This window comes from Paracidovorax avenae ATCC 19860, from assembly GCF_000176855.2.
GTDB classification, from domain to species: Bacteria; Pseudomonadota; Gammaproteobacteria; order Burkholderiales; family Burkholderiaceae_C; genus Paracidovorax; species Paracidovorax avenae.
Map to the genome: position 1 here is coordinate 923,705 of NC_015138.1, position 20,191 is coordinate 943,895.

Annotated in this window: 19 protein-coding genes; 13 read left to right on the plus strand and 6 right to left on the minus strand. The window is 68.5% G+C overall.

Annotation, left to right across the window (positions count from 1 at the left end; all coding sequences use genetic code 11):
* Nucleotides 1-78 precede the first annotated feature (78 nt).
* Nucleotides 79-1,236, minus strand: a complete 1,158-nt coding sequence (locus tag ACAV_RS04070; RefSeq protein ID WP_013593307.1) for an FAD-dependent monooxygenase — start codon at nt 1,234-1,236, stop codon at nt 79-81.
* Nucleotides 1,237-1,327: 91 nt separating this feature from the next.
* Here ACAV_RS04070 and ACAV_RS04075 point away from each other — a divergent pair, with 91 nt between their 5' ends.
* A complete protein-coding gene (locus tag ACAV_RS04075) occupies nt 1,328-2,197 on the plus strand; it encodes an MOSC domain-containing protein (RefSeq protein ID WP_013593308.1) in 870 nt (289 codons plus the stop codon).
* 81 nt (nt 2,198-2,278) lie between these two features.
* Nucleotides 2,279-3,373, plus strand: a complete 1,095-nt coding sequence (gene ychF, locus ACAV_RS04080; RefSeq protein ID WP_013593309.1) for a redox-regulated ATPase YchF — start codon at nt 2,279-2,281, stop codon at nt 3,371-3,373.
* A gap of 148 nt (nt 3,374-3,521) precedes the next feature.
* Here ychF and ACAV_RS04085 read toward each other — a convergent pair whose 3' ends face one another.
* Nucleotides 3,522-5,159 carry an ATP-binding protein gene (locus ACAV_RS04085; protein ID WP_013593310.1) on the minus strand — a complete coding sequence of 546 codons (1,638 nt, stop codon included), beginning with the start codon at nt 5,157-5,159 and terminating at the stop codon, nt 3,522-3,524.
* A 340-nt stretch (nt 5,160-5,499) separates the two neighbouring features.
* Between ACAV_RS04085 and ACAV_RS04090 the strand changes: the two genes are divergently transcribed.
* Both ACAV_RS04090 and rarD read left to right on the plus strand, forming a co-directional pair.
* On the plus strand, nt 5,500-6,651 hold the full coding sequence (locus ACAV_RS04090) for an HPP family protein (protein ID WP_013593311.1): 1,152 nt from the start codon (nt 5,500-5,502) through the stop codon (nt 6,649-6,651).
* A 9-nt stretch (nt 6,652-6,660) separates the two neighbouring features.
* The gene (gene rarD, locus ACAV_RS04095; RefSeq protein WP_013593312.1) at nt 6,661-7,539 is read left to right on the plus strand and encodes an EamA family transporter RarD; all 879 of its coding nucleotides are present in this window, start codon (nt 6,661-6,663) and stop codon (nt 7,537-7,539) included.
* Between the two features lie 26 nt (nt 7,540-7,565).
* On the opposite strand, the gene ACAV_RS04100 is transcribed toward rarD, so the two are convergent.
* The gene (locus ACAV_RS04100) at nt 7,566-8,048 is read right to left on the minus strand and encodes a YqaA family protein (protein WP_013593313.1); all 483 of its coding nucleotides are present in this window, start codon (nt 8,046-8,048) and stop codon (nt 7,566-7,568) included.
* 280 nt (nt 8,049-8,328) lie between these two features.
* Between ACAV_RS04100 and ACAV_RS04105 the strand changes: the two genes are divergently transcribed.
* The 4 genes from ACAV_RS04105 (at nt 8,329) to purH (ending at nt 12,641) form a co-directional block, all read left to right on the plus strand.
* The gene (locus ACAV_RS04105; RefSeq protein WP_013593314.1) at nt 8,329-9,603 is read left to right on the plus strand and encodes a GGDEF domain-containing protein; all 1,275 of its coding nucleotides are present in this window, start codon (nt 8,329-8,331) and stop codon (nt 9,601-9,603) included.
* 115 nt (nt 9,604-9,718) lie between these two features.
* A complete protein-coding gene (gene dusB / locus ACAV_RS04110; protein WP_013593315.1) occupies nt 9,719-10,780 on the plus strand; it encodes a tRNA dihydrouridine synthase DusB in 1,062 nt (353 codons plus the stop codon).
* The gene (locus tag ACAV_RS04115; RefSeq protein ID WP_011794051.1) at nt 10,777-11,010 is read left to right on the plus strand and encodes a Fis family transcriptional regulator; all 234 of its coding nucleotides are present in this window, start codon (nt 10,777-10,779) and stop codon (nt 11,008-11,010) included. The genes dusB and ACAV_RS04115 overlap by 4 nt, the downstream gene beginning before the upstream one ends.
* Nucleotides 11,011-11,039: 29 nt before the next feature.
* The gene (gene purH / locus ACAV_RS04120; RefSeq protein ID WP_013593316.1) at nt 11,040-12,641 is read left to right on the plus strand and encodes a bifunctional phosphoribosylaminoimidazolecarboxamide formyltransferase/IMP cyclohydrolase; all 1,602 of its coding nucleotides are present in this window, start codon (nt 11,040-11,042) and stop codon (nt 12,639-12,641) included.
* A 164-nt stretch (nt 12,642-12,805) separates the two neighbouring features.
* On the opposite strand, the gene ACAV_RS04125 is transcribed toward purH, so the two are convergent.
* From ACAV_RS04125 to thiD, 3 genes are all read right to left on the minus strand, one after another.
* Nucleotides 12,806-13,837: a pectate lyase gene (locus ACAV_RS04125; RefSeq protein ID WP_013593317.1), complete on the minus strand. Its 1,032-nt coding sequence runs from the start codon at nt 13,835-13,837 to the stop codon at nt 12,806-12,808.
* Between the two features lie 159 nt (nt 13,838-13,996).
* Complete coding sequence (gene hemL / locus ACAV_RS04130) at nt 13,997-15,310, minus strand: glutamate-1-semialdehyde 2,1-aminomutase (protein WP_013593318.1); 1,314 nt, start codon at nt 15,308-15,310, stop codon at nt 13,997-13,999.
* On the minus strand, nt 15,294-16,250 hold the full coding sequence (gene thiD / locus ACAV_RS04135; protein WP_013593319.1) for a bifunctional hydroxymethylpyrimidine kinase/phosphomethylpyrimidine kinase: 957 nt from the start codon (nt 16,248-16,250) through the stop codon (nt 15,294-15,296). Before thiD ends, hemL begins: the two co-directional genes overlap by 17 nt.
* Before the next feature lie 94 nt (nt 16,251-16,344).
* Here thiD and ACAV_RS23990 point away from each other — a divergent pair, with 94 nt between their 5' ends.
* From ACAV_RS23990 to ACAV_RS04155, 5 genes are read left to right on the plus strand one after another with little or no spacing between them, the layout of a single operon-like run.
* Complete coding sequence (locus ACAV_RS23990) at nt 16,345-16,518, plus strand: rubredoxin (RefSeq protein ID WP_011794056.1); 174 nt, start codon at nt 16,345-16,347, stop codon at nt 16,516-16,518.
* A 43-nt stretch (nt 16,519-16,561) separates the two neighbouring features.
* Nucleotides 16,562-16,972, plus strand: a complete 411-nt coding sequence (locus tag ACAV_RS04140; protein WP_011794057.1) for a response regulator — start codon at nt 16,562-16,564, stop codon at nt 16,970-16,972.
* Nucleotides 16,972-17,337: a response regulator gene (locus ACAV_RS04145; RefSeq protein WP_011794058.1), complete on the plus strand. Its 366-nt coding sequence runs from the start codon at nt 16,972-16,974 to the stop codon at nt 17,335-17,337. The genes ACAV_RS04140 and ACAV_RS04145 overlap by 1 nt, the downstream gene beginning before the upstream one ends.
* A gap of 16 nt (nt 17,338-17,353) precedes the next feature.
* Nucleotides 17,354-17,881: a chemotaxis protein CheW gene (locus ACAV_RS04150; protein WP_013593320.1), complete on the plus strand. Its 528-nt coding sequence runs from the start codon at nt 17,354-17,356 to the stop codon at nt 17,879-17,881.
* A gap of 30 nt (nt 17,882-17,911) precedes the next feature.
* On the plus strand, nt 17,912-20,149 hold the full coding sequence (locus ACAV_RS04155; RefSeq protein ID WP_013593321.1) for a methyl-accepting chemotaxis protein: 2,238 nt from the start codon (nt 17,912-17,914) through the stop codon (nt 20,147-20,149).
* Nucleotides 20,150-20,191 lie beyond the last annotated feature (42 nt).

Consider the following 20,191-nt stretch of genomic DNA (forward strand, 5'->3'; position numbering starts at 1 on the left):
GTGCTCCTTCGTGATGCGTGAATCTCTGGGGATGGGCGGCACGGCGGCCTCCCCATCCCGTCATTGGGGGGCGGGCCGTCAGCCCAGGCCCATGGCCTGGCGCGTCACCCAGTCCTTCAGGGGGCCGCTGCGCTCGAATCCGCGCATGCCCCAGTTGCGCAGCCAGGGCACGGGCCCCTCGTGGCGCGAGAAGAGTTGCTGCAGGCTGTCCATGGCCCAGCCCATCGGCAGCAGCGCGGCCTTGCGCTCGCGCTCGTAGCGGCGCAGCAGGCGCTGGTCCGCCACGCCGCGCCAGTAGTCGCGCTCGCGCAGCACGCGGGCCAGGGCCTGGGCATCGGCCAGGCCCAGGTTCAGCCCCTGCCCGGCCAGCGGATGCACGGTGTGCGCGGCATCGCCCGCCAGCGCCCAGCTGCGGGCCGGCGCCTTCGCGGACATGGGGGCGTTGCCTGCGGCGGCCGGCATCGGTCCGCACCAGCGGTCGGCCCGGGCCTGCTGCAGCGGCCACGCGGCCCGGGAAGCGTCCAGCGTGAGGGCGCCCAGCGTGTCCAGGCTGGCGGAGCGGATGCGTTGTTCGAAATCGGAGGGTTCCATGGCCAGGAGGCGCTGCGCCTCGTCCTGCCGTACGGACCACACCACGGCCACGGAGTTCCCTTCCGGCCCCCCCAGGGGCAGGAAGGCCAGGATGCCGTCGGGCAGGAACCACTGGCGCGCCACCTGGCCGTGGGGCCGCTCGCAGCGCAGCCGCGTGGCCACCGCATGCTGGCCGTAGGGCACCTCGGCGTAGTGCACGCCGAATTCCTCGCGCGTGCGGCTCGCGCGGCCTTCGCAGACCACGGTGAGCGCGGCCTGCACGGGCGCATCGACCACCTCCACCTGCGGCTGGAAGCGCACGGCATCGGCCAGCCGGGATTCCAGCGCGGGCACGTCGACGATCCAGGCCAGCGCCTCGGTAGAGGGATGGCGCCCGGCGTCGAAGCTGACCTCGCCGCCCATGTCGCCGTGCACGTCCATGCGCAGCACCGGCGTGGCGTGTTCCGCCCCGGGCCAGCTGCGCACGGATTCCAGCAGCGCGCGCGAGGCGGCGTTGAGCGCGTAGGCCCGCACGTCGGTGCCCTCGGCCGCAGGGGCCGGCCCCGGGACCAGGGCCACGCGCAGGCGCTCGCGCGCGAGAAGCAGGGACAGCGCGCGGCCCACCACGCCAGCGCCGCGAATACAGACATCGAAGGTTTGCGCCATGCGGCCATTGTAGGAGCCGGCCCGTGCTCTGCCGTGCGAAGGCACAATCGCCGCTTCCCCTTTCCCCACCGCGCTACCCGGAGACCTCCGCGTGACCTTCCGCACCGACCGCGACCTGGGCGGCACCATCTCCCGCCTGTTCATCCACCCCGTCAAGTCCTGCGCGGCCATCGCCGTGCCCGAGGCCCTGCTCACGCCCACCGGGCTGGAGTGGGACCGGTCCTGGATGGTGGTCGATCCGGCGGGCGAATTCCTCACCCAGCGCACCGTGCCGCGCATGGCCCTGGTGCGGCCGCAGCTGGATGCGCAGGCGCTGTCGCTGCACGCGCCCGGCATGCCGGTGCTGCGCGTGGCCCTGCAGGCCGGCGGGCCGGTGGCGCAGGTGCGCGTCTGGGACGATGCCGTGCCCGCCCGGGACGCGGGCGACGAGGCCGCGCGGTGGTTCTCGGAATGCCTGGGCCGGCCCTGCCGCCTGGTCCGATTCGACCCGGCACACCGCCGGCTATCCAGCCTGCGCTGGACGGACGGGGTGGAGGCGCCCAACCAGTTCGCCGACGCCTACCCCGTGCTGCTGGCCAGCGAGGCCTCGCTGCAGGAGCTCAACGTGCGGCTGCAGACGGCGGGCGCGCCGGCCGCCGCGATGGAGCGTTTCCGGGCCAACATCGTCATCGACGGCGTGGAGGCGCACGACGAGGACCGCATCGACGGCCTGCACATCGACGCGGAGGGCGGCCCTGCCTGCCTGCGGCCGGTCAAGCCCTGCACGCGCTGCCCGATCCCCGACATCGACCCGGCCACGGCCGAGAGCACCCCGGACGTGGGCGACACCCTGCGCGCCTACCGGCAGGACCGCCGCGTGAACGGCGCCATCACCTTCGGCATGAACGCCATCGTGCTTGAAGGGGCCGGCCGCGTGCTGCGCGTGGGCCAGCGCATCGCGGCCGACTGGCGCTTCGACTGACCCTCCGCGCCGGGCGGGCCGGCAGGGACATGGCTGCCCGGTAAAATCGCCGGTTTTCCCCCGAACCCTGAAAGCCCCGCCATGAGCCTGAAATGCGGCATCGTGGGCCTGCCCAACGTCGGCAAGTCCACCCTCTTCAACGCCCTGACCAAGGCCGGCATCGCGGCCGAGAACTACCCTTTTTGCACCATCGAGCCCAACACCGGCGTGGTGGAAGTGCCCGATCCCCGCCTGCAGCAGCTGGCCGGGATCATCACGCCCGAGCGCATCGTGCCGGCCATCGTCGAGTTCGTGGACATCGCCGGCCTGGTGGCGGGTGCCTCCAAGGGCGAAGGCCTGGGCAACCAGTTCCTGGCCCACATCCGCGAGACCGACGCCATCGTCAACGTGGTGCGCTGCTTCGAAGACCCGAACGTGATCCACGTGGCCGGCCGCGTGGACCCGATCGCCGACATCGAGGTCATCCAGACCGAGCTGTGCCTGGCCGACCTGGCCACGGTGGAAAAGGCCCTCAACCGCTACAGCAAGGCCGCCAAGAGCGGCAACGACAAGGAAGCCGCCAAGCTGGTCTCGCTGCTCACGCCCATCCAGGCCGCGCTCGACCAGGGCAAGCCCGCGCGCACAGTGCCCGTCAGCAAGGAAGACGCACCCCTGCTCAAGCAGTTCTGCCTGATCACCGCCAAGCCGGCGATGTTCGTGGGCAACGTAGCCGAGGACGGCTTCGAGAACAACCCGCTGCTCGACCGCCTGAAGGAATACGCCGCCGCGCAGAACGCGCCCGTGGTGGCCATCTGCGCCAAGATCGAATCCGAGATGAGCGAGATGAGCGACGAGGACCGCGACCTGTTCCTGGCCGAGATGGGCCAGGACGAGCCCGGCCTGAACCGCCTGATCCGCGCCGGCTTCAAGCTGCTGGGCCTGCAGACCTACTTCACCGCCGGCGTGAAGGAAGTGCGCGCCTGGACCGTGCCCGTGGGCGCCACCGCGCCCCAGGCCGCCGGCGTGATCCACGGCGACTTCGAGCGCGGCTTCATCCGCGCCCAGACCATCGCCTTCGACGATTTCATCGCCTTCAAGGGCGAGCAGGGCGCGAAGGACGCGGGCAAGATGCGGGCGGAAGGCAAGGAATACGTCGTCAAGGACGGGGACGTGATGAACTTTTTGTTCAACGTCTGATTCGGGCAAGCCATTTCAGGTCACTGCATCCGCTTGTGCGGGTGCAGTGGTCGATAGAAGTCCTTGATTCAACGATGGATGTCGACGAATTGCCCGACTTGTATCGCCCATCTATCGACGATAAGGAGCTATTTGTCCGATAGACCGTTCATGCCACTGCCCAGTACCGTCGCCAGCGGTTGTTGCCCTCAAAGCGGACTTCCCCGCGCCCGATCAACTCCTCCAGGGCTCGCTTGACCTGCTTCGCGTGGATTTCACCACCGACGCGTCGGTGGATGTCGCTGATGGCCGATCGGGGATAGCGCTGCAGGTCTTCCATGACCAGCGCGGCCAAGCGGTGCGGCTCGATGCGCTTGAGGGTGGTCTCGCCGGTGAACTGCAGGCTGCGTAGCAGATCCGGATCGACAAAGTAGCGCGTTGCCTGGGTGCGTCCAGCGCTCTGCACCAGTTGCCAGTCCAGCAGGCGCTTGAGCCAGGGCTGAAGTGCCTCCACCGATGGCAGATCCAGGGCGTTGATCAGTTCGCGGGCAGTCAGTGCATCGTCTTGCGCCAACAGGCCCAGTGCGATCCGCTCGCGCTGCGTGAGTTGATAGGTCTGATCCGCCTTGGCAATGAAGTCGATGACCTCGGGCTTGAGAATGCGGCGACGCACAGTCACTTGCACACGGTCGTGGGTCTCTGCCAACTCGGGAGCCGGGCGACCCTGTGAGAGCAATACCTCGAAGATTTTGTCGAAGCCACTGCCTTCCCGTTCCATCAGTTTCAAGTCATGGAAGAGGCGAGCCAGGTGCTCGTTGCGGCGCACCGTGGTGTGCAGAATATTCCTCGGCGAGACCCCCAGGGGCAGCGGTCCGGGGTTGATCACTTCCAGCCGGTCTGGATGCAGGTTCAGGAAGATGTCGCCGCGCTGGGTGTAAGGGCGATGGACCAGCGCGTTGACCAGCAGTTCGCGCACCACGATCTCATCGAAGGCGGGCACGTTCTGGCGATACAGGCCATCCGGCAGTTCGTAGCGCTCGCGAAAGTCGGGCACCTCGTGCCACACCGCTTCGATCAGCTCCATCGGGCTTTGTGTATGGTCATCCCAGACCAGCTTGTTCACCTTCTGCCCATGTTCGTCGTACTTGATGAACTGAATGACTGGTGCCGTGGTCAGTCGGGCGCGATGATGCTGGCGGCCAAGGCTGAGCACACCCAGGTTGGTGAGTTCCGCCCCTCGGGTGAGTTGATAGTGATCGAGAAGTTCGTCGTCAGACTTCTCCTTGACGGAGGGCTTGACGCGATCCGATGCGCGCAGGGCGGCCAGCAACCTGTCGCGCTTCGCGATATCCATCTCCGCGCTTGGAACATGTAGGGTGGTTTGCGTTTCCCATGGCAATGCGGAACGCTCACTGGCCAGGCGCATCACGTCATCGCCCGTCACGGGCCTGCTCTGGTCGGCCACCCGCAGGAAGTAGCGACCGTCCGTGGTGGATGCGACGGCCATGGAGCGAGGGACGCGCAATTCGATGTACTGACCACCATTGGGCGAGGTGGTGACATCCGGCAATACAGTCACGTTGACCGTACGCTCTGCCAGCTTGCGGCGAAGTGTGTCAGGCAGGTCTGAAGGGATACGCTGGTCGGCAGGAGGCTCGCTCTGGCCATCCTCTATTCCCAGCAGTAGGCGACCACCCGTTGCATTGGCAAAGGCGATGCAATCCTTGGCAATTTCGCTCCAGTCCGCGGTCTTGCCGGTGACCGCTCGCAAGGATTTATGGTCGAGAAGTTGTCCTTCCAGGCTCACGAGCCACCTTCCTCTGCTGGATTCATTTTTCCTTGTATGGAGGTCGTTTGGGATCGTTTCGAGTCTACTCGTTTGATTGTCTGGAGACCCTGGAACGATAAGACCCAGCGTATTCGGCCGGTCGGCCGGTCGGGCAGGCGAGATGACCCTTGCCATTTCCTCTCTTGGGTATGCTTGCGGCATCGTGCGGAGCAGGCGACGTGTACTGGGCGACGCTGCGCTGCACTCATACAAATACGAGAATTTTGCACTTGCTTTTCGACCCGACGTTTGAGAGTTGCGTCACGCTATCCCCGTGCCAAACAACGCGCCGGATTCCGGCGCACGTCCCCGCCATCCAATGTCCCTCCCCGTGACCGAGCGCCTGCGCCGCGCGGCGCTCGCCCTCTGGCCGGCGCCCATGCGGGTGGATGGGCGCGAGCGCCTGCGGATGGTCCTGGGCGCGCTGCTCGGCGTGCTGCTGGCCGGCCTGCTCAGCCGCTGGGTGGGCGGCCACTGGGGCATTTCGCCCTGGCTGGTCGCGCCGATCGGCGCGAGCGCGGTGCTGGTCTTCGGTGTTCCGGCGAGCCCGCTGGCGCAGCCCTGGTCCGTGGTGGGCGGCAACACCCTGTCCGCCCTGGTGGGCGTGGCCTGCGCGGCGCTGGTGCAGGATCCGGCCGTGGCGGGGGCGCTGGCCGTGGCGCTGGCGATCGCGATCATGGTGCCGCTGCGCTGCCTGCATCCGCCCGGCGGGGCGGCCGCGCTGTTCGTGGTGATGGCGCACGGCGCATCGCCGCAGTTCGCATTCTTTCCCGTGATGACCAATTCCCTGCTGCTGGTGGCGGCGGGCATGGCGTGGCATGCGGCCACGGGCAAGCGCTACCCGCACGCGCAGCAGGCCCGTCCTGCCCCCGCGGGTGCCACGGAGGCGCGCGCCGCGGGGCGCTTCACGCCCGAAGACCTGGATGCCGCGCTGGCCCACTACAACCAGGTGCTGGACGTCAGCCGCGATGATCTGGAGGCGCTTCTGCACCATGCCGAGGCCGAGGCGTACCGCCGCAATTTCGGGCAGCTGCGCTGCGGCGACATCATGTCGCGCGAGCCGGTCACGGCCGCGTTCGGCACGGGGCTGCAGGAAGCCTGGGCGCTGATGCGCCGCCGCCGCATCAAGGCGCTGCCGGTGGTGGACCGCGCGCGCCGCATCGTGGGCATCGTCACCACGGCCGACTTCATGCGCCAGATCGACCTCGACGTGCACCAGGGCATCGGCGAGCAGCTGCGAGCACTGGTTCGCCGCGTGGGCGCGGTGCATTCCACCAAGCCGGAGGTGGTGGGCCAGATCATGACCCGGCAGGTGCGTGTGGTGAGCGAGCAGCGCCCGGCGCTGGAACTGGTGCCGCTGTTCACGGAAGACGGCCACCACCACATCCCCGTGATCGACGCGGAGCGGCGGCTGGTCGGCATCATCACCCAGTCTGACCTGGTGCGCGCGCTGCACCGGGCCGTGCGCTAGCATCGGCCCATGCAGACCGGCATCCTCTACGCCACGCTCGCCTATGTGGCGTGGGGCATCTTCCCCGTGTACTTCCACCAGGTGGCCTCGGTGCCGGCGCTGGAGGTGGTGCTGCACCGCACGCTCTGGTCGATGGTGCTGCTGGCCGTGGTGCTGGCGGCGCGGCGGCAGCTCGCCTGGGTGGCCGCGCTGCGCCGCCAGCCCCGGGTGGTGGCGGCCTTCCTGCTCTCGGCGCTGCTGCTATCGGCCAACTGGCTGATCTATGTCTGGGCGGTGCACAACCAGCACGTGGTGGATGCGAGCCTGGGCTACTTCATCCTGCCGCTGGTGAACGTGGCCATGGGCTATGCCTTCCTGCACGAGCGCCCGCGCCCGGGCCAGTGGCTGGCGCTGGCCGTGGCCGCGGCCGGCGTGCTGTGGCTCACCGTGCAGGCCGGCCGCCTGCCCTGGATCGCGCTGGTGCTGGCCCTCACCTTCGGCTTCTACGGCCTGCTGCGCAAGACGGCGGTGCTGGGCGCCATGGAGGGCCTGGCCCTGGAGACGGCCCTGCTCGCGCCGCTGGCCGTGGGCGGCCTCGCCTGGCTGGGCTGGACAGGGCAGGCCGCCTGGTTGAATGCCGATGCGGCCACGCTGGGCTGGCTGGTCGCTGCCGGGCCGATCACCGCCATCCCGCTGCTGCTGTTCGCGGCAGGGGCGCGCCGCATCCCGCTGGCGACGATGGGCGTGCTGCAATACATCTCGCCCAGCCTGCAGTTCGCGCTGGGCGTGTGGCTGTTCGGCGAGCAGGTGCAGCCGGCCCGGCTGGCGGGCTTCGTGCTGATCTGGGCAGCGCTGGTGCTCTACACCCTGGAAGGCACCGTGCTGCGCCGGCGGGCGTCGGCGTCCTGAGTGCTCTGGCCGCTGGCAGCCGGGCCTCAGTGCACCATGACCTTGGGCCAGAGATACAGCAGGCCGCCGGTCATGGCCAGGTAGCGCATGAACTTGCCCACCGCCATGTAGGCCACGCAGGGCCAGAACGGCAGTTTCAGCCAGCCCGCCACGGCGCAGAGCGGGTCGCCCACCACGGGCAGCCAGCTCAGCAGGCAGGCCTTGGGGCCGAAGCGCTTGAGCCAGGCGAGGGCGCGCACATTGGTGTGTTCACCGCGGGCCTTGTCCACCGCCTTGTGGGCGCCCAGGCCCATCCACCAGCTGACGGCGCCACCCAGGGTGTTGCCCGCGGTCGCCACGAGGATGGTGGGCCAGAACAGCTGCGGGTTGAGCTGGATGAGGCCGAACACCGCCGGCTCCGAGCCCAGGGGCAGCAGCGTCGCGGAGATGAACGACACCACGAAGACCGTGCTGAGACCGTACTGGGGCAGCGCCAGCAGGTCCATGAGGTGTTGCATCCAGAGTTCCATAGCTGGCGCAAGTTTAGGGGGCCGCGGCGGGCCGGCCCTGTAGCCCGGCACGCCGTCGCGCTGTGGCAGGCAGCCCCGCGCCATAGCCTGCGTGGGGGCAGCCGGACAGTCCGGTTGGAAGATTTGATAAGCTGCGCCCCCACATGGAGCGCACCTGCTCTACCTGCACGGCCCATCACCATGTAACATTCGGTAAGGCGATGTGCGCCGCCGTAACGTCTTTCAAGCAGTTCAAGCGCCAGGGCGGTTCCCTGGCCGCATGGAGAGGGCATCCGTCGCTATGGGTCTTGCCAAATTGTGGGGGTCGCTGCAAACGCGCGGGCCGGAGCGTTTTTCCAGTACGGAGGCGTTCTCTCCGAGCGAGGCCTTTTCCGAATTCGACGAGTCCGCGCAGTTCCGCGGCTCGGACCTGCAGGCCGCGCGCATTCTCGAGCGCCGGCTGGGCCGGCCCTACCGGCGCATGGTGCCCGTGTTCCTCTGCGGGCTCTACCTGGTGTGCACGCTGGCGTTCTATGCGCTGGGCATGGTGTCCGGGCCCCTGGTGCTGATGGTGGCGGCGCTGATCGCCTGCGGCGTCGCGCTGGGCACGGCCTACATGCGTTTCGGCCATCCGGGCGAGGCCCCGGAGCCGGGGCGGATGCGCGACCGGCAGCTGCGGCTGCCCATCGTGGTGGCGTCCGCCGCCACCCTGCTGCTCGTCTTCTACCTGGAGCCCGTCACGCAGATCGCGCTGGCGCCGTTCCTCTTCGTCGCCATGTCGTACGGGCTGCTCACGATGTCGCGCCGCACGGCCCTGCTGCTGTGCGGCGGCATCGTGGCCGGCTATGCCCTCGTGATGGGGCTGCACTATGCAGAGCGTGCCGACGGCGTGCTGCTGCGCCTGGAGGCCCTGCATTTCGTGGCGCTCGCGCTGGCCCTGCCTGCCTATGTGCTGCTGATGGGGCGCGTGCGGCTGCTGCACCGGCTGCTGCAGAAGACCAGCAGCGAGATGAAGTCCATCGCGGAGAGCGCGCGCCTGGATGCGCTCGGCTGCCTGAACCGGCGCTCGATCCTCGCGGCGCTGGAAGAGCAGAAGCAGCTGGCCGACGAGAGCGGCATACCGCTGTGCCTGGCGGTGGTGGACCTGGACCATTTCAAGCGCATCAACGATGAAATGGGCCACCTGTGCGGCGACGAGGTGCTGCGCACCTTCTCGCAGCTGGCCCAGCAGATCGTGCGCAGCGACGATTTCTTCGGCCGCTACGGCGGCGAGGAGTTTTTGCTGATCTTCCCGGCCACGCCCCTGCTGCCCGCGCTCAATACCTGCGAGCGCATCCGCTCGCAGGTGGAGTCGCACGACTGGAAGGAGCCGCTGCGCGGGCGTGTCACGGTCTCGGTCGGCGTCACGCAGTACGTGCTGGGCGAATCCGTGCTGGAGTTTTTCTCGCGCGCCGATACCGCCATGTACCTGGCCAAGCAGGGCGGGCGCAACCAGGTGGTGGTGCAGGAGCCCGTGGGGGCCTTCGCCCCGACCGAGGCCGGCGAGCCGCAGGTGCCTGCGCACGGCTATTTCTGAGCGCGCCGGGCAATGCCCGGGTCCGCGTCCCCTGCTTTTCATTTGCTGAAAATTTAAGCAGGTACAATCCCGCCTCTTTTTTCTTCCGCCTGTTTTTTCAGCACTCCCGCGCGCCATGCAGATCGGCCACATTCCCCTGGCGAACCGCCTCTTCGTCGCCCCCATGGCGGGGGTGACGGACCGGCCTTTCCGCCAGCTCTGCAAGGCCCTGGGCGCGGGCTACGCCGTGAGCGAGATGGTGACCTCGCGCAAGGACCTGTGGAACAGCCTGAAGACCTCGCGCCGCGCCAACCACGAGGGCGAGCCCGGCCCGATCGCCGTGCAGATCGCCGGCACCGACGCGGCCATGATGTCCGAGGCCGCGCTCTACAACATCGACCGCGGCGCCGAGATCATCGACATCAACATGGGCTGCCCCGCCAAGAAGGTCTGCAACAAATGGGCGGGCTCCGCCCTCATGCAGAACGAGGCGCTGGCCGTGGAGATCGCGCAGGCCGTGGTCGAGGCCTGCGCGCCGCGCAACGTGCCCGTCACCCTCAAGATGCGCACCGGCTGGTGCCAGCAGCACAGGAACGCGGTGCAGCTCGCGCGCGCGTTCGAGGACGTGGGCATCCGGATGCTGACGGTGCACGGCCGCACGCGCGAGCAGGGCTACAAGGGCCATGCCGAGTACGAGACCATCGCCGCCGTGAAGGCCGCCGTGCGCGTGCCGGTGGTGGCCAACGGCGACATCGACTCGCCCGAGAAGGCGAAGGCGGTGCTCGCCGCCACGGGCGCCGACGCGATCATGATCGGCCGCGCGGCCCAGGGTCGGCCGTGGATCTTCCGCGAGATCGGCCACTACCTCGCCACGGGCGAGCACCTGGCGCCGCCGCTGGTGGCCGAGGTGCGGCGCCTGCTGCTGGACCACCTGCACGACCACTACGCACTCTACGGCGAGGCCACGGGCGTGCGCAGCGCGCGCAAGCACATCGCCTGGTACGTGCGCGCGCTGCCCGGCGGCGAGGCGTTCCGCCAGCACATCAACACCATCGACGACTGCGCCGCCCAGTGGGAGGCCGTCGCGCTGTTCTTCGAGGAGCTGGGCCGGCACATGGACCGCCTCCCCGCAGCGCCGCCCGAGGGGACCGGCACGGATACCGACGATACGCAGGAACCACAAGGACTGCCCGCATGAGCAACAAGAACATCGAAGACTGCGTGCGCGAGAGCCTGCAGGGGTATTTCCGCGACCTCGGGGGCGAGACCCCCGACGGCATGTACGACATGCTCGTGCGCCTGGTCGAGAAACCACTGCTGGAGGTGGTGATGAACCACGCCGACAACAACCAGTCCCGCGCCGCCGAATGGCTGGGGCTGAACCGCAACACCCTGCGCAAGAAGCTCGTGGAGCACAAGCTGCTCTGACCGACCGAATCCACAACCTTCCCACCACCATGAACGCACTTCTCTCCGTCTCCGACAAGACCGGCATCGTCGAATTCGCCCGGGCGCTGCACGCCCTGGGCATCCGCCTGCTGTCCACCGGCGGCACCGCCAAGCTGCTGGCCGAGCAGGGCCTGCCCGTCACGGAAGTGGCCGAGGTGACCCAGTTCCCCGAAATGCTCGACGGCCGCGTGAAGACGCTGCATCCCAAGGTGCACGGCGGCCTGCTGGCGCGCCGCGAGCTGCCGGAACACATGGCCGCGCTGAAGGAGCACGGCATCGACACCATCGACCTGCTGGTGGTGAACCTCTACCCCTTCGAGGCCACCGTGGCCAAGGCCGGCTGCACGCTGGCCGACGCCATCGAGAACATCGACATCGGCGGCCCGGCCATGGTGCGCAGCGCCGCCAAGAACTGGAAGGATGTGGGCGTGGTCACCTCGGCCGACCAGTACGACGCCGTGCTGGGCGAGCTGAAATCCGCGGGCAAGCTGTCGGACAAGCTGCGCTTCGCGCTGTCGGTGGCTGCGTTCAACCGCATCGCGCAGTACGACGGCGCGATCAGCGACTACCTCTCCTCCGTCAGCTTCGAGGCCGAGAAGCTGTCCGAGGCCTATGTGCCCGAGCGCAACCCCTTCCCGGGCCAGAGCAACGGCCAGTTCGTCAAGGTGCAGGACCTGCGCTACGGCGAGAACAGCCACCAGCAGGCGGCTCTCTACCGCGACCTGTACCCCGCGCCCGGCTCCATCGTCACGGGCGAGCAACTGCAGGGCAAGGAACTCAGCTACAACAACATCGCCGACGCCGATGCCGCGTGGGAGTGCGTGAAGAGCTTCGACGCCGCCGCCTGCGTGATCGTCAAGCACGCCAACCCCTGCGGCGTGGCCGTGGGCCTGGATGCCGCCGACGCCTACGGCAAGGCCTTCCAGACGGATCCCACCAGCGCGTTCGGCGGCATCATCGCCTTCAACCGCCCGGTGGATGGCGCCGCAGCGCAACTGGTCGTGAAGCAGTTCGTCGAGGTGCTGATGGCGCCGGAGTTCACGCCCGAGGCGCTGGAGATCTTCAAGCCCAAGGCCAACGTGCGGCTGCTGAAGATCGCGCTGCCCCATTCCAAGGGCACCCGCGCCTGGGACCGCGGCCGCAATGCCATGGACGCCAAGCGCATCGGCTCCGGCATGCTGCTGCAGACGGCCGACAACCACGAACTCTCGCTGATGGATCTGAAGGTCGTCACGAAGAAGCAGCCCACGCTGGAAGAGATGGAAGACCTGCTCTTCGCCTGGAAGGTCGCCAAGTACGTCAAGAGCAATGCCATCGTGTTCTGCAAGAGCGGCATGACCATGGGCGTGGGCGCCGGCCAGATGAGCCGCCTGGATTCGGCGCGCATCGCCAGCATCAAGGCCGAGCATGCCAGGCTGTCGCTGCAGGGCACGGTGGTGGCGAGCGATGCCTTCTTCCCGTTCCGCGATGGCCTGGACGTGGTGGTGGATGCGGGCGCGACCTGCGTGATCCAGCCCGGCGGCTCCATGCGCGACCAGGAAGTGATCGACGCGGCCGACGAGCGCGGCGTGGCCATGGTGTTCAGCGGCGTGCGCCACTTCCGCCACTAAGAGCGGCTGACACGACCCTTCTGGCGTCGTTGCCGCATCTTGTCGTACTACTCGTACTGCCTGCGATACGGCGCCTAGCCAGAACCGCTTCGCTGGGTCGTGGCAGCCGCTCTAACGGCCCGTCGCCGCGGCGCCCGGCCGCGTGGGTCCCCGCCCGTCCAGGGTCAGACCGTCTGGATCGACTGGCGCACGCTGTGCGTGCCCTGCACGTTGGCGGGGTTGCCCGCCATCACGTTCACCGGCGTGCGGCCCCCGTCCACGTCGGTGTTGGCGATGTGCACGGTGGATTGCCGGGAGTCGAAGCGGAAGAGGAAGGATTTCAGGTTCTGCGCGGTGGAGTCGGCGATGTCCACATGCGCGGTGATCGGGTAGCCGCCGCGCGTCACGGCCAGTTGCCCGATCTGGTTCGCGTAGATGCCGCGCAGCTTCAGGTCGACGTCGCCGTTGATCTGGATCGCCTTGTCATGGCTGTTCTGGAACGACGAGTTCGTGATTTCCACGCGGGCCGGGCCCGGAGGGATGCTCTTGGCGGAATAGCCGGCGCGCTGCGCATCCACGGCCCGGTTCTCCGCGCCGTCCACGGTGATGAAGTCGTCGTCCGTCTGCAGGCCGTGCACGTTGTCGAGCTTGGCGTCGCCCAGCAGGTGGATGCCGTCGCCGCCCTTGAACTGGAGGTTCTTCACGGACGCACCCGGCTCCAGGATGAAGACCGGCAGATGCGTCTCCGCCGTGCCACCGCCGTTGAGCCCGGGCCCGGCGCTGAAGAGCCGGCCCTGGCCGTCGAAGGTCTGGCCGGCCTTCACGACGATGGGTTTGTTCACCTCCACCGTGCCCGTCTGCGCGCCGACCTGCATGTTCGCGGGCGGCTTCGCGGCATGGGCCGTGGTGGCCGGGGTGCCTGCGCCGCGCGGTGCGTGCGCCGTGCCGGCGTGGCCGGCCTCGGTGTGCGCCACGGCACGTTGCGTGGTGTGCGAGGGTGGCTGTGCCGTCCCGGCGGCATGCCCCGCGGCGCTGTCGCCGGAGCGGGACGACGGAGCGGCTCCCCCGCGCATGCGCTTCAGGAGGCCTTCGAGCAGGGTGGCGAGGGACTGCTGCAGCGCCTGGCTGCCGTGGTGCCGGGCCGCGGAGGCGGCCTGTTCCGATGCCGCGGCATGCCGTGCGGCCAGGGAGGACGAGAGAAAGGCGATGGGGTTCATGGATGCTCGCGAAAAGTGCGGCGCCGCAGCGCCGGTTCGCCATGCCCGGTGCACGGCGTCGCATCCACTCTGCACTCCGGAGCCGGCACGCCGATGCCGCCATGCGAAGCGGCGGCCGTGCAGCCGAAGCGCCTCCGCGGGCCCCGGCTCCGGCCCGGGTCAGCCTGCGGAGATCCGACGGAACACCTCGCGCGCCGCGGCGATGGTGTCGTCGATGTCCTGCGCGCTGTGGGCGCTGCTCACGAAGCCCGCCTCGTAGAGCGCGGGCGCGATGTACACGCCGCGGTCCAGCAGCCCGTGGAAGAGCGCATTGAACCGTGCGCCGTCCGTCGTCATCACCGTCGGATAGTTCCGGGGCAGCTCGGGCAGCAGGAAGAAGCCGAACATGCCGCCTTCGCTGTCCGTACAGAAGGGCAGGCCTTCGGCGCGCGCGGCGTCGGCGAGCCCGCCGGTCAGGGCGCGGGTGCGCTCGCCCAGCGCTTCGTAGAAGCCGGGGCGGGCGATCTCGCGCAGCGTGGCGAGGCCGCAGGCCGTGGCCACCGGGTTGCCCGAGAGCGTGCCGGCCTGATACACCGGCCCGAGCGGAGCCAACTGCTCCATGATCGCGCGCGGTCCGCCGAAGGCTGCGAGCGGCATGCCGCCGCCGATCACCTTGCCGAGCACGGTGATGTCGGGCTTGAAGCCCGGGATGTCGCGGGCATAGACGCTCTGGGCGCTGCCCAGCGCCACGCGGAAGCCCGTCATCACCTCGTCGAACACCAGCAGCGCGCCGTGCTGCGTGCAGAGCTCGCGGCAGCGGCGCATGAAGGGCACGCTGGCGCGCACGAAGTTCATGTTGCCGGCGATGGGCTCGATCATGAGCCCGGCGATCTCGCTGCCATGCAGCGCGAAGGCTTCCTCGAGCTGGGCGACGTCGTTGTATTCCAGCACCAGCGTGTGCTGCACCACCTCGGCCGGCACGCCGGCGCTGGTGGCGTGGCCGAAGGTGGCCAGGCCCGAGCCGGCCTTGACCAGCAGCGCGTCGGCATGGCCGTGGTAGCAGCCGTTGAACTTGATGATCTTGCTGCGGCCCGTGGCGCTGCGCGCGAGGCGGATGGCGCTCATGCCGGCCTCGGTGCCGGAACTGACCAGGCGGATCATCTCCATGGACGGCACATGGCGCAGGATCTCCTCGGCCAGTTCGACCTCGCGCTCGGTGGGTGCGCCGAAGCTGAAGCCGTCGAGCGCGGCCTTCTGCACCGCTTCGAGCACGGCCGGATGGCCGTGGCCCAGGATCATGGGGCCCCACGAGCCGATGTAGTCGATGAAGCGCTGGCCGTTGGCGTCCCAGAAGTAGGCGCCCTGGGCGCGCTGCACGAAGCGGGGCGTGCCGCCCACCGCGCGGAAGGCGCGCACGGGCGAGTTGACGCCGCCGGGGATGAGCGCCTTGGCGCGTTCGAAGAGGGGAAGGTTGAGGTCAGTGCTGGGTGTCATGGGGAGGCATCACGAAGCCGTCGGTGGACGTGGGATCGGTCCCGGGCTCGTCGTCGGGATCTTCGTCGTCATCGTCGTCCGGCTGGGCCCAGAACATCCGGTCGGGCAGGATGTGGCCCATGCCCGGCCGGAAGCCGGCGTCCAGGCAGCGGTCGAGGTAGGTGAGCGCTTCGCTGGCCGCTTCGGCGAGGTCGTTGCCGCTGGCCACGAGCGCGGCGAGCGCCGCCGACAGCGTGTCGCCGGCGCCGGTGAAGGTGGCGTCGAACAGTTCGAAGCGCGTGGTGCCGAGCACGGTCTGCGCGGAGGTGAGCACGTTCTCGACATGCTGCTCGGGCGCGGGAATGCCGGTGACGAGCAGGTAGGGCACCCCGAGTTCGGAGGCGGCCATGGCCAGGTCGCGCGCGGAAGGCTTGCGGTCGCTGGCCCAGTCCGGCAGCAGCCAGCGCGAAAGCGTGCTGTAGTTGCCCACCAGCACGGAAGTCTGGGGCAGCAGCAGTTCCTGGAAGGCGTCGAGGTACTGGTCGATGAGGTCGTCTCGCCACCACGACAGGTTGGGCATGTAGGCGATCACCGGCACGTCGTCGTAGTCGGACGCGATGGAGGCGATGGCGCTGAGGTTCTCGGGGCTGCCGACGAAGCCGACCTTGATCGCCTGCACCGTCAGGTCCTCGAGCACGCTGCGGGCCTGCTCGGCCACGGCCTCGTCGTCCAGGGCGTAGTGGTCGAATACCTGCGCGGTGTCGCGCACGTACGCGCCGGTCACGACGGCCACCGCGTGCCCGCCCACGGAGGCGATGGTGGCGATGTCGCCGGTCAGGCCTCCCGCGCCGCTGGGGTCGCTGGCATTGAAGGACATCACGCAGATGGGGACCCCGCCGTCGTCGTCGGCGGTGCCGGAGGAGGGAGGGGAGGGGAGCTTGGAGGGGGAATCTGTGGTCATTGCGCCGCACCAGCGTAACGGTTGGCACGGAAGCTGCGTCCCGCGGTGATGTCTAGATACAATCGTTGCATTCTATGTGAAGGCCCCTTAAGCTGTGACGGACCCTAAAACCTGGATGTGCCTGATTTGCGGCTGGATATATGACGAAGCCGCAGGTTCGCCCGAGCACGGAATAGCGCCCCAGACCCGCTGGGAGGATGTGCCCATGAATTGGACCTGTCCTGAATGCGGAGCACGCAAGGAAGACTTCGAAATGGTCCAGATCTGAGCGTGCCTCCGGCAAAAAGCGTCGTTTTTTACCATCATCAGCGGTGACGAAATTGACCCAGACCAGTGGCGCAACCTTCAAGGTGCTTGTCGTGGACGACAGCAACACCATCCGCCGGAGTGCCGAGATCTTTCTCAAGCAGGGAGGCCACGAGGTCCTGCTGGCGGACGATGGCTTCGACGCCCTGGCGAAGGTCAATGATTATCAACCCCAGTTGATTTTCTGCGACATCCTGATGCCGAAACTCGACGGCTACCAGACCTGCGCCATCATCAAGCGCAATGCGCGTTTCGCGGACACGCCCGTTGTCATGCTCTCGTCAAAAGACGGTGTATTCGACAAGGCGCGCGGCCGCATGGTGGGCTGCCAGGAATATCTCACCAAACCATTTACCAAAGACCAGCTGCTGAAAGCCGTTCAGCAGTTCGGTAATGCCCAACAAGGAGCGATGTAATGCCCATCCAGAAAGTTCTGGTTGTTGACGACTCGAAGACCGAGCTGATGTTCCTGACCGACCTGCTGCAGAAGAAGGGCATGCAGGTGCGCACCGCCGAGAACGCCGACGAGGCCTTCCGCCGCCTGGCCGAGGAAAAGCCCGACCTCATCCTGATGGACGTGGTCATGCCCGGCCAGAACGGCTTCCAGCTGACGCGCGCCATCAGCCGCGATCCCCAGTACGCCGACGTGCCCATCATCATGTGCACGAGCAAGAACCAGGAGACCGACCGGGTGTGGGGCATGCGCCAGGGTGCGCGCGGGTACATCACCAAGCCGGTGGATCCCGCGGAGCTGCAGGCCAAGATCGACGCGCTGAACTGATCCCGGCCGTCCGTCCATGGCCAATCGCGAAGCGCTCCGAGAACTCCAGACCCGGCTGGCGGCCCGATTGCAGGCCGCCCGGGTCGAGGGCTCGTCCGTGTCCTCCTGGCTGGCCGTGGAGTCGGCCGGCCGCCGTTTCCTGCTTCCCCTGGGCCAGTCCGGAGAGATCTTTCCCTGGACGGGCGTGCAGCCCGTCCCCTACACCCAGGACTGGTTCCTCGGTGTCGCCAACCTGCGCGGATCGCTGATCGGCGTGGTGGATCTGGCCGGCCTGCTGGGCCAGTCCGCCACCCGTACCGAGCAGGCGCTCGGCGAGGCCAGCCTGCTCGTCCTGAACGCCGCGCTGGAGGTGAACGCGGCGCTGCTGGTCGATCGCCTCTCGGGCCTGCGCGGCACCGATGCCTTCGTGGACTCCTCGCCCCCCGGTGCCGACGCACCCCCGTACTTCGGCACCACCTACCTGGATGCCGAGGGGACCCCGTGGCAGGAGCTGAACCTGCAGGCGCTCTCCCAACACCCCGCATTCCTCAGCATCAGCGCTTGAGCGCACTCCCTCTCTGAAGGCCGAACCATCATGTCCGTCGTGAATCCGTTTGCAAAACTCTTCGCTCGCAAGAACGCGGGAGATGCCTCTGCCGGCCAGGACTCGCTCGCGGCCGCCTCCTACCAGTCGGACGGCATGCAGAGCGTGCAGGGGGAGCCTTCGGCCCTTCCGCCGTCGATGGAGGGCGAGGTCGCCGACGAGGACCTGATCTCGCTGCCCCTGCTCGGCCGCGCGACGGCGGCGGAGCACCAGCGCCGGCTGCTCGCGCTGCTGGCCGTGGGCGTGGTGGTGCTGGCGCTGATCGCCGGCTGGGTGCTGAAGCAGGCGGACCGCTCCGCCCAGCAGCTCGCCGCCACGGGCCAGGCCCTGATGCAGTCCCAGCGGCTGGCGAAGTCGGTCTCGCAGGCACTGGTCGGCAGCCCGCAGGCCTTCCCCGACGTGGTGGACAGCTCGGGCGTGCTGGTGCGCAACGTGCGCGCGCTGTCGTCCGGCGACGATGACCTGCGCGTGCAGGCCCTGGGCGAGCCGTTCAAGCCCGACCTGGAAGCGATCACGCCGCTGATGGAGCGCGCGGAGCGCAATGCCGGCGTCGTGATGGGCCAGCAGAAGATCCTCACGCAGGTGGGCGATGCGCTGCGCACCATCAACCGCCAGTCGTCCGACCTGCTGGAGATCGCCGAGACGATCTCCTCGCTCAAGCTGCAGCAGAACGCCCCCTCCACGGACATTTCCGCGGCAGGCCAGCTCGTGATGCTGACCCAGCGCATCGGCAAGTCCGCCAACGAATTCCAGACCACCGAGGGCGTGAGCCCCGAGGCCGTGTTCCTGCTGGGCAAGGACCTGAACTCCTTCCGCGAGATCGCCCAGGGCATGCTCGACGGCAGCAGCGAGATGCGCCTGTCCGCCACGCGCGATCCGCAGACGCGCGAGCAGCTCGAGAGCCTGATCAAGGTGTACGACCAGACCCGCACGCAGGCCGGCGCCATCCTCGGCAACCTGCAGGGCCTGGTCTCCGCCCGCGAGGCGCAGTCCGCCATCATCGCCGACAGCGAACCGCTGCGCCGCCAGCTGGAAGGCCTGCAGACCAAGCTCTCCGAGCAGACCGGCCTGGGCGCCGGGCAACTGGCCGCCCTCGTGGCCGCCGGCCTGTTCGTGCTGCTGTGCGGCGTGGGCATTTCCCGCGTCCAGCTGATGGACAGCCGTACCCGCCAGGCCGCTGCCGAAATGCAGCAGCGCGACGCCCGCCGCCAGGAGCAGGAAGCCAAGCGCGTCAACGACGCCAACCAGGCCGCCATTCTTCGTCTCATGAACGAACTGCAGTCCGTCGCCGAGGGCGACCTGACGCAGGAAGCCACCGTGACGGAAGACATCACGGGCGCCATCGCCGACTCTGTGAACTACACGGTGGAAGAGCTCCGCCAGCTGGTGGGCAGCGTGCAGAACACGGCCACCCGCGTGGCCCAGACGACGGCGCAGGTGGACAGCACCTCCACCGAACTGCTGGCCGCCTCCACCGAACAGCTGCGCGAGATCCGCGAAACCGGCCGCTCGGTGCTCGACATGGCGACCCGAATCAACGAGGTGTCCGCGCAGGCGCAGGAATCGGCCGCGGTGGCGCGCCAGTCCCTGCAGGCCGCGGACTCCGGCCTGCAGGCCGTGCAGAACGCCATCGGCGGCATGAACTCCATCCGCGACCAGATCCAGGACACCTCCAAGCGGATCAAGCGGCTCGGCGAATCGTCGCAGGAGATCGGTGAAATCACCGAACTGATTTCGGACATTACCGAGCAGACGAACGTGCTTGCCCTGAATGCCGCCATCCAGGCCGCGTCGGCCGGCGAAGCGGGCCGCGGCTTCTCGGTCGTGGCGGAAGAAGTGCAGCGGCTGGCCGAACGCTCCGCCGACGCCACGCGCCAGATCTCGGCGCTGGTGAAGGCCATTCAGACCGACACGCAGGATGCGGTGGCCGCCATGGAGCGCTCCACGCAGGGCGTGGTGGAAGGTGCGCGCCTGTCCGACTCCGCCGGCACGGCCCTGACCGAGATCGACCGCGTGTCGCGGCGCCTCGCCGAGCTGATCGAGCAGATTTCCTCTTCCGCCTCCCGCGAGGCCGAGCTGGCCAACGGCGTGGCCGACAACATCCAGCACATCTTCGCGGTGACCGAGCAGACCGGCGAAGGCACGCGCACCACGGCACAGCAGGTGCGTGAGCTGTCGCACATGGCCGAGGAGCTCCGCCAGTCCGTGGCGCGTTTCAAGATCGCCTGACGGGCCGGCCTGCAGCCAGCTAGCATCAACGAAACGGCTCGC

Coding starts and splice junctions, on each gene's coding strand:
- hemL (WP_013593318.1), bottom strand. CDS start 15,310: ATGACACCCAGCACTGACCTCAACCTTCCCCTCTTCGAACGCGCCAAG.
- ACAV_RS04100 (WP_013593313.1), bottom strand. CDS start 8,048: ATGGAACTCTGGATGCAACACCTCATGGACCTGCTGGCGCTGCCCCAG.
- purH (WP_013593316.1), top strand. CDS start 11,040: ATGAACGCACTTCTCTCCGTCTCCGACAAGACCGGCATCGTCGAATTC.
- ACAV_RS04155 (WP_013593321.1), top strand. CDS start 17,912: ATGTCCGTCGTGAATCCGTTTGCAAAACTCTTCGCTCGCAAGAACGCG.
- rarD (WP_013593312.1), top strand. CDS start 6,661: ATGCAGACCGGCATCCTCTACGCCACGCTCGCCTATGTGGCGTGGGGC.
- ACAV_RS04090 (WP_013593311.1), top strand. CDS start 5,500: ATGTCCCTCCCCGTGACCGAGCGCCTGCGCCGCGCGGCGCTCGCCCTC.
- ACAV_RS04145 (WP_011794058.1), top strand. CDS start 16,972: ATGCCCATCCAGAAAGTTCTGGTTGTTGACGACTCGAAGACCGAGCTG.
- ACAV_RS04125 (WP_013593317.1), bottom strand. CDS start 13,837: ATGAACCCCATCGCCTTTCTCTCGTCCTCCCTGGCCGCACGGCATGCC.
- ACAV_RS04115 (WP_011794051.1), top strand. CDS start 10,777: ATGAGCAACAAGAACATCGAAGACTGCGTGCGCGAGAGCCTGCAGGGG.
- ychF (WP_013593309.1), top strand. CDS start 2,279: ATGAGCCTGAAATGCGGCATCGTGGGCCTGCCCAACGTCGGCAAGTCC.
- ACAV_RS04150 (WP_013593320.1), top strand. CDS start 17,354: ATGGCCAATCGCGAAGCGCTCCGAGAACTCCAGACCCGGCTGGCGGCC.
- thiD (WP_013593319.1), bottom strand. CDS start 16,250: ATGACCACAGATTCCCCCTCCAAGCTCCCCTCCCCTCCCTCCTCCGGC.
- ACAV_RS04070 (WP_013593307.1), bottom strand. CDS start 1,236: ATGGCGCAAACCTTCGATGTCTGTATTCGCGGCGCTGGCGTGGTGGGC.
- dusB (WP_013593315.1), top strand. CDS start 9,719: ATGCAGATCGGCCACATTCCCCTGGCGAACCGCCTCTTCGTCGCCCCC.
- ACAV_RS04105 (WP_013593314.1), top strand. CDS start 8,329: ATGGGTCTTGCCAAATTGTGGGGGTCGCTGCAAACGCGCGGGCCGGAG.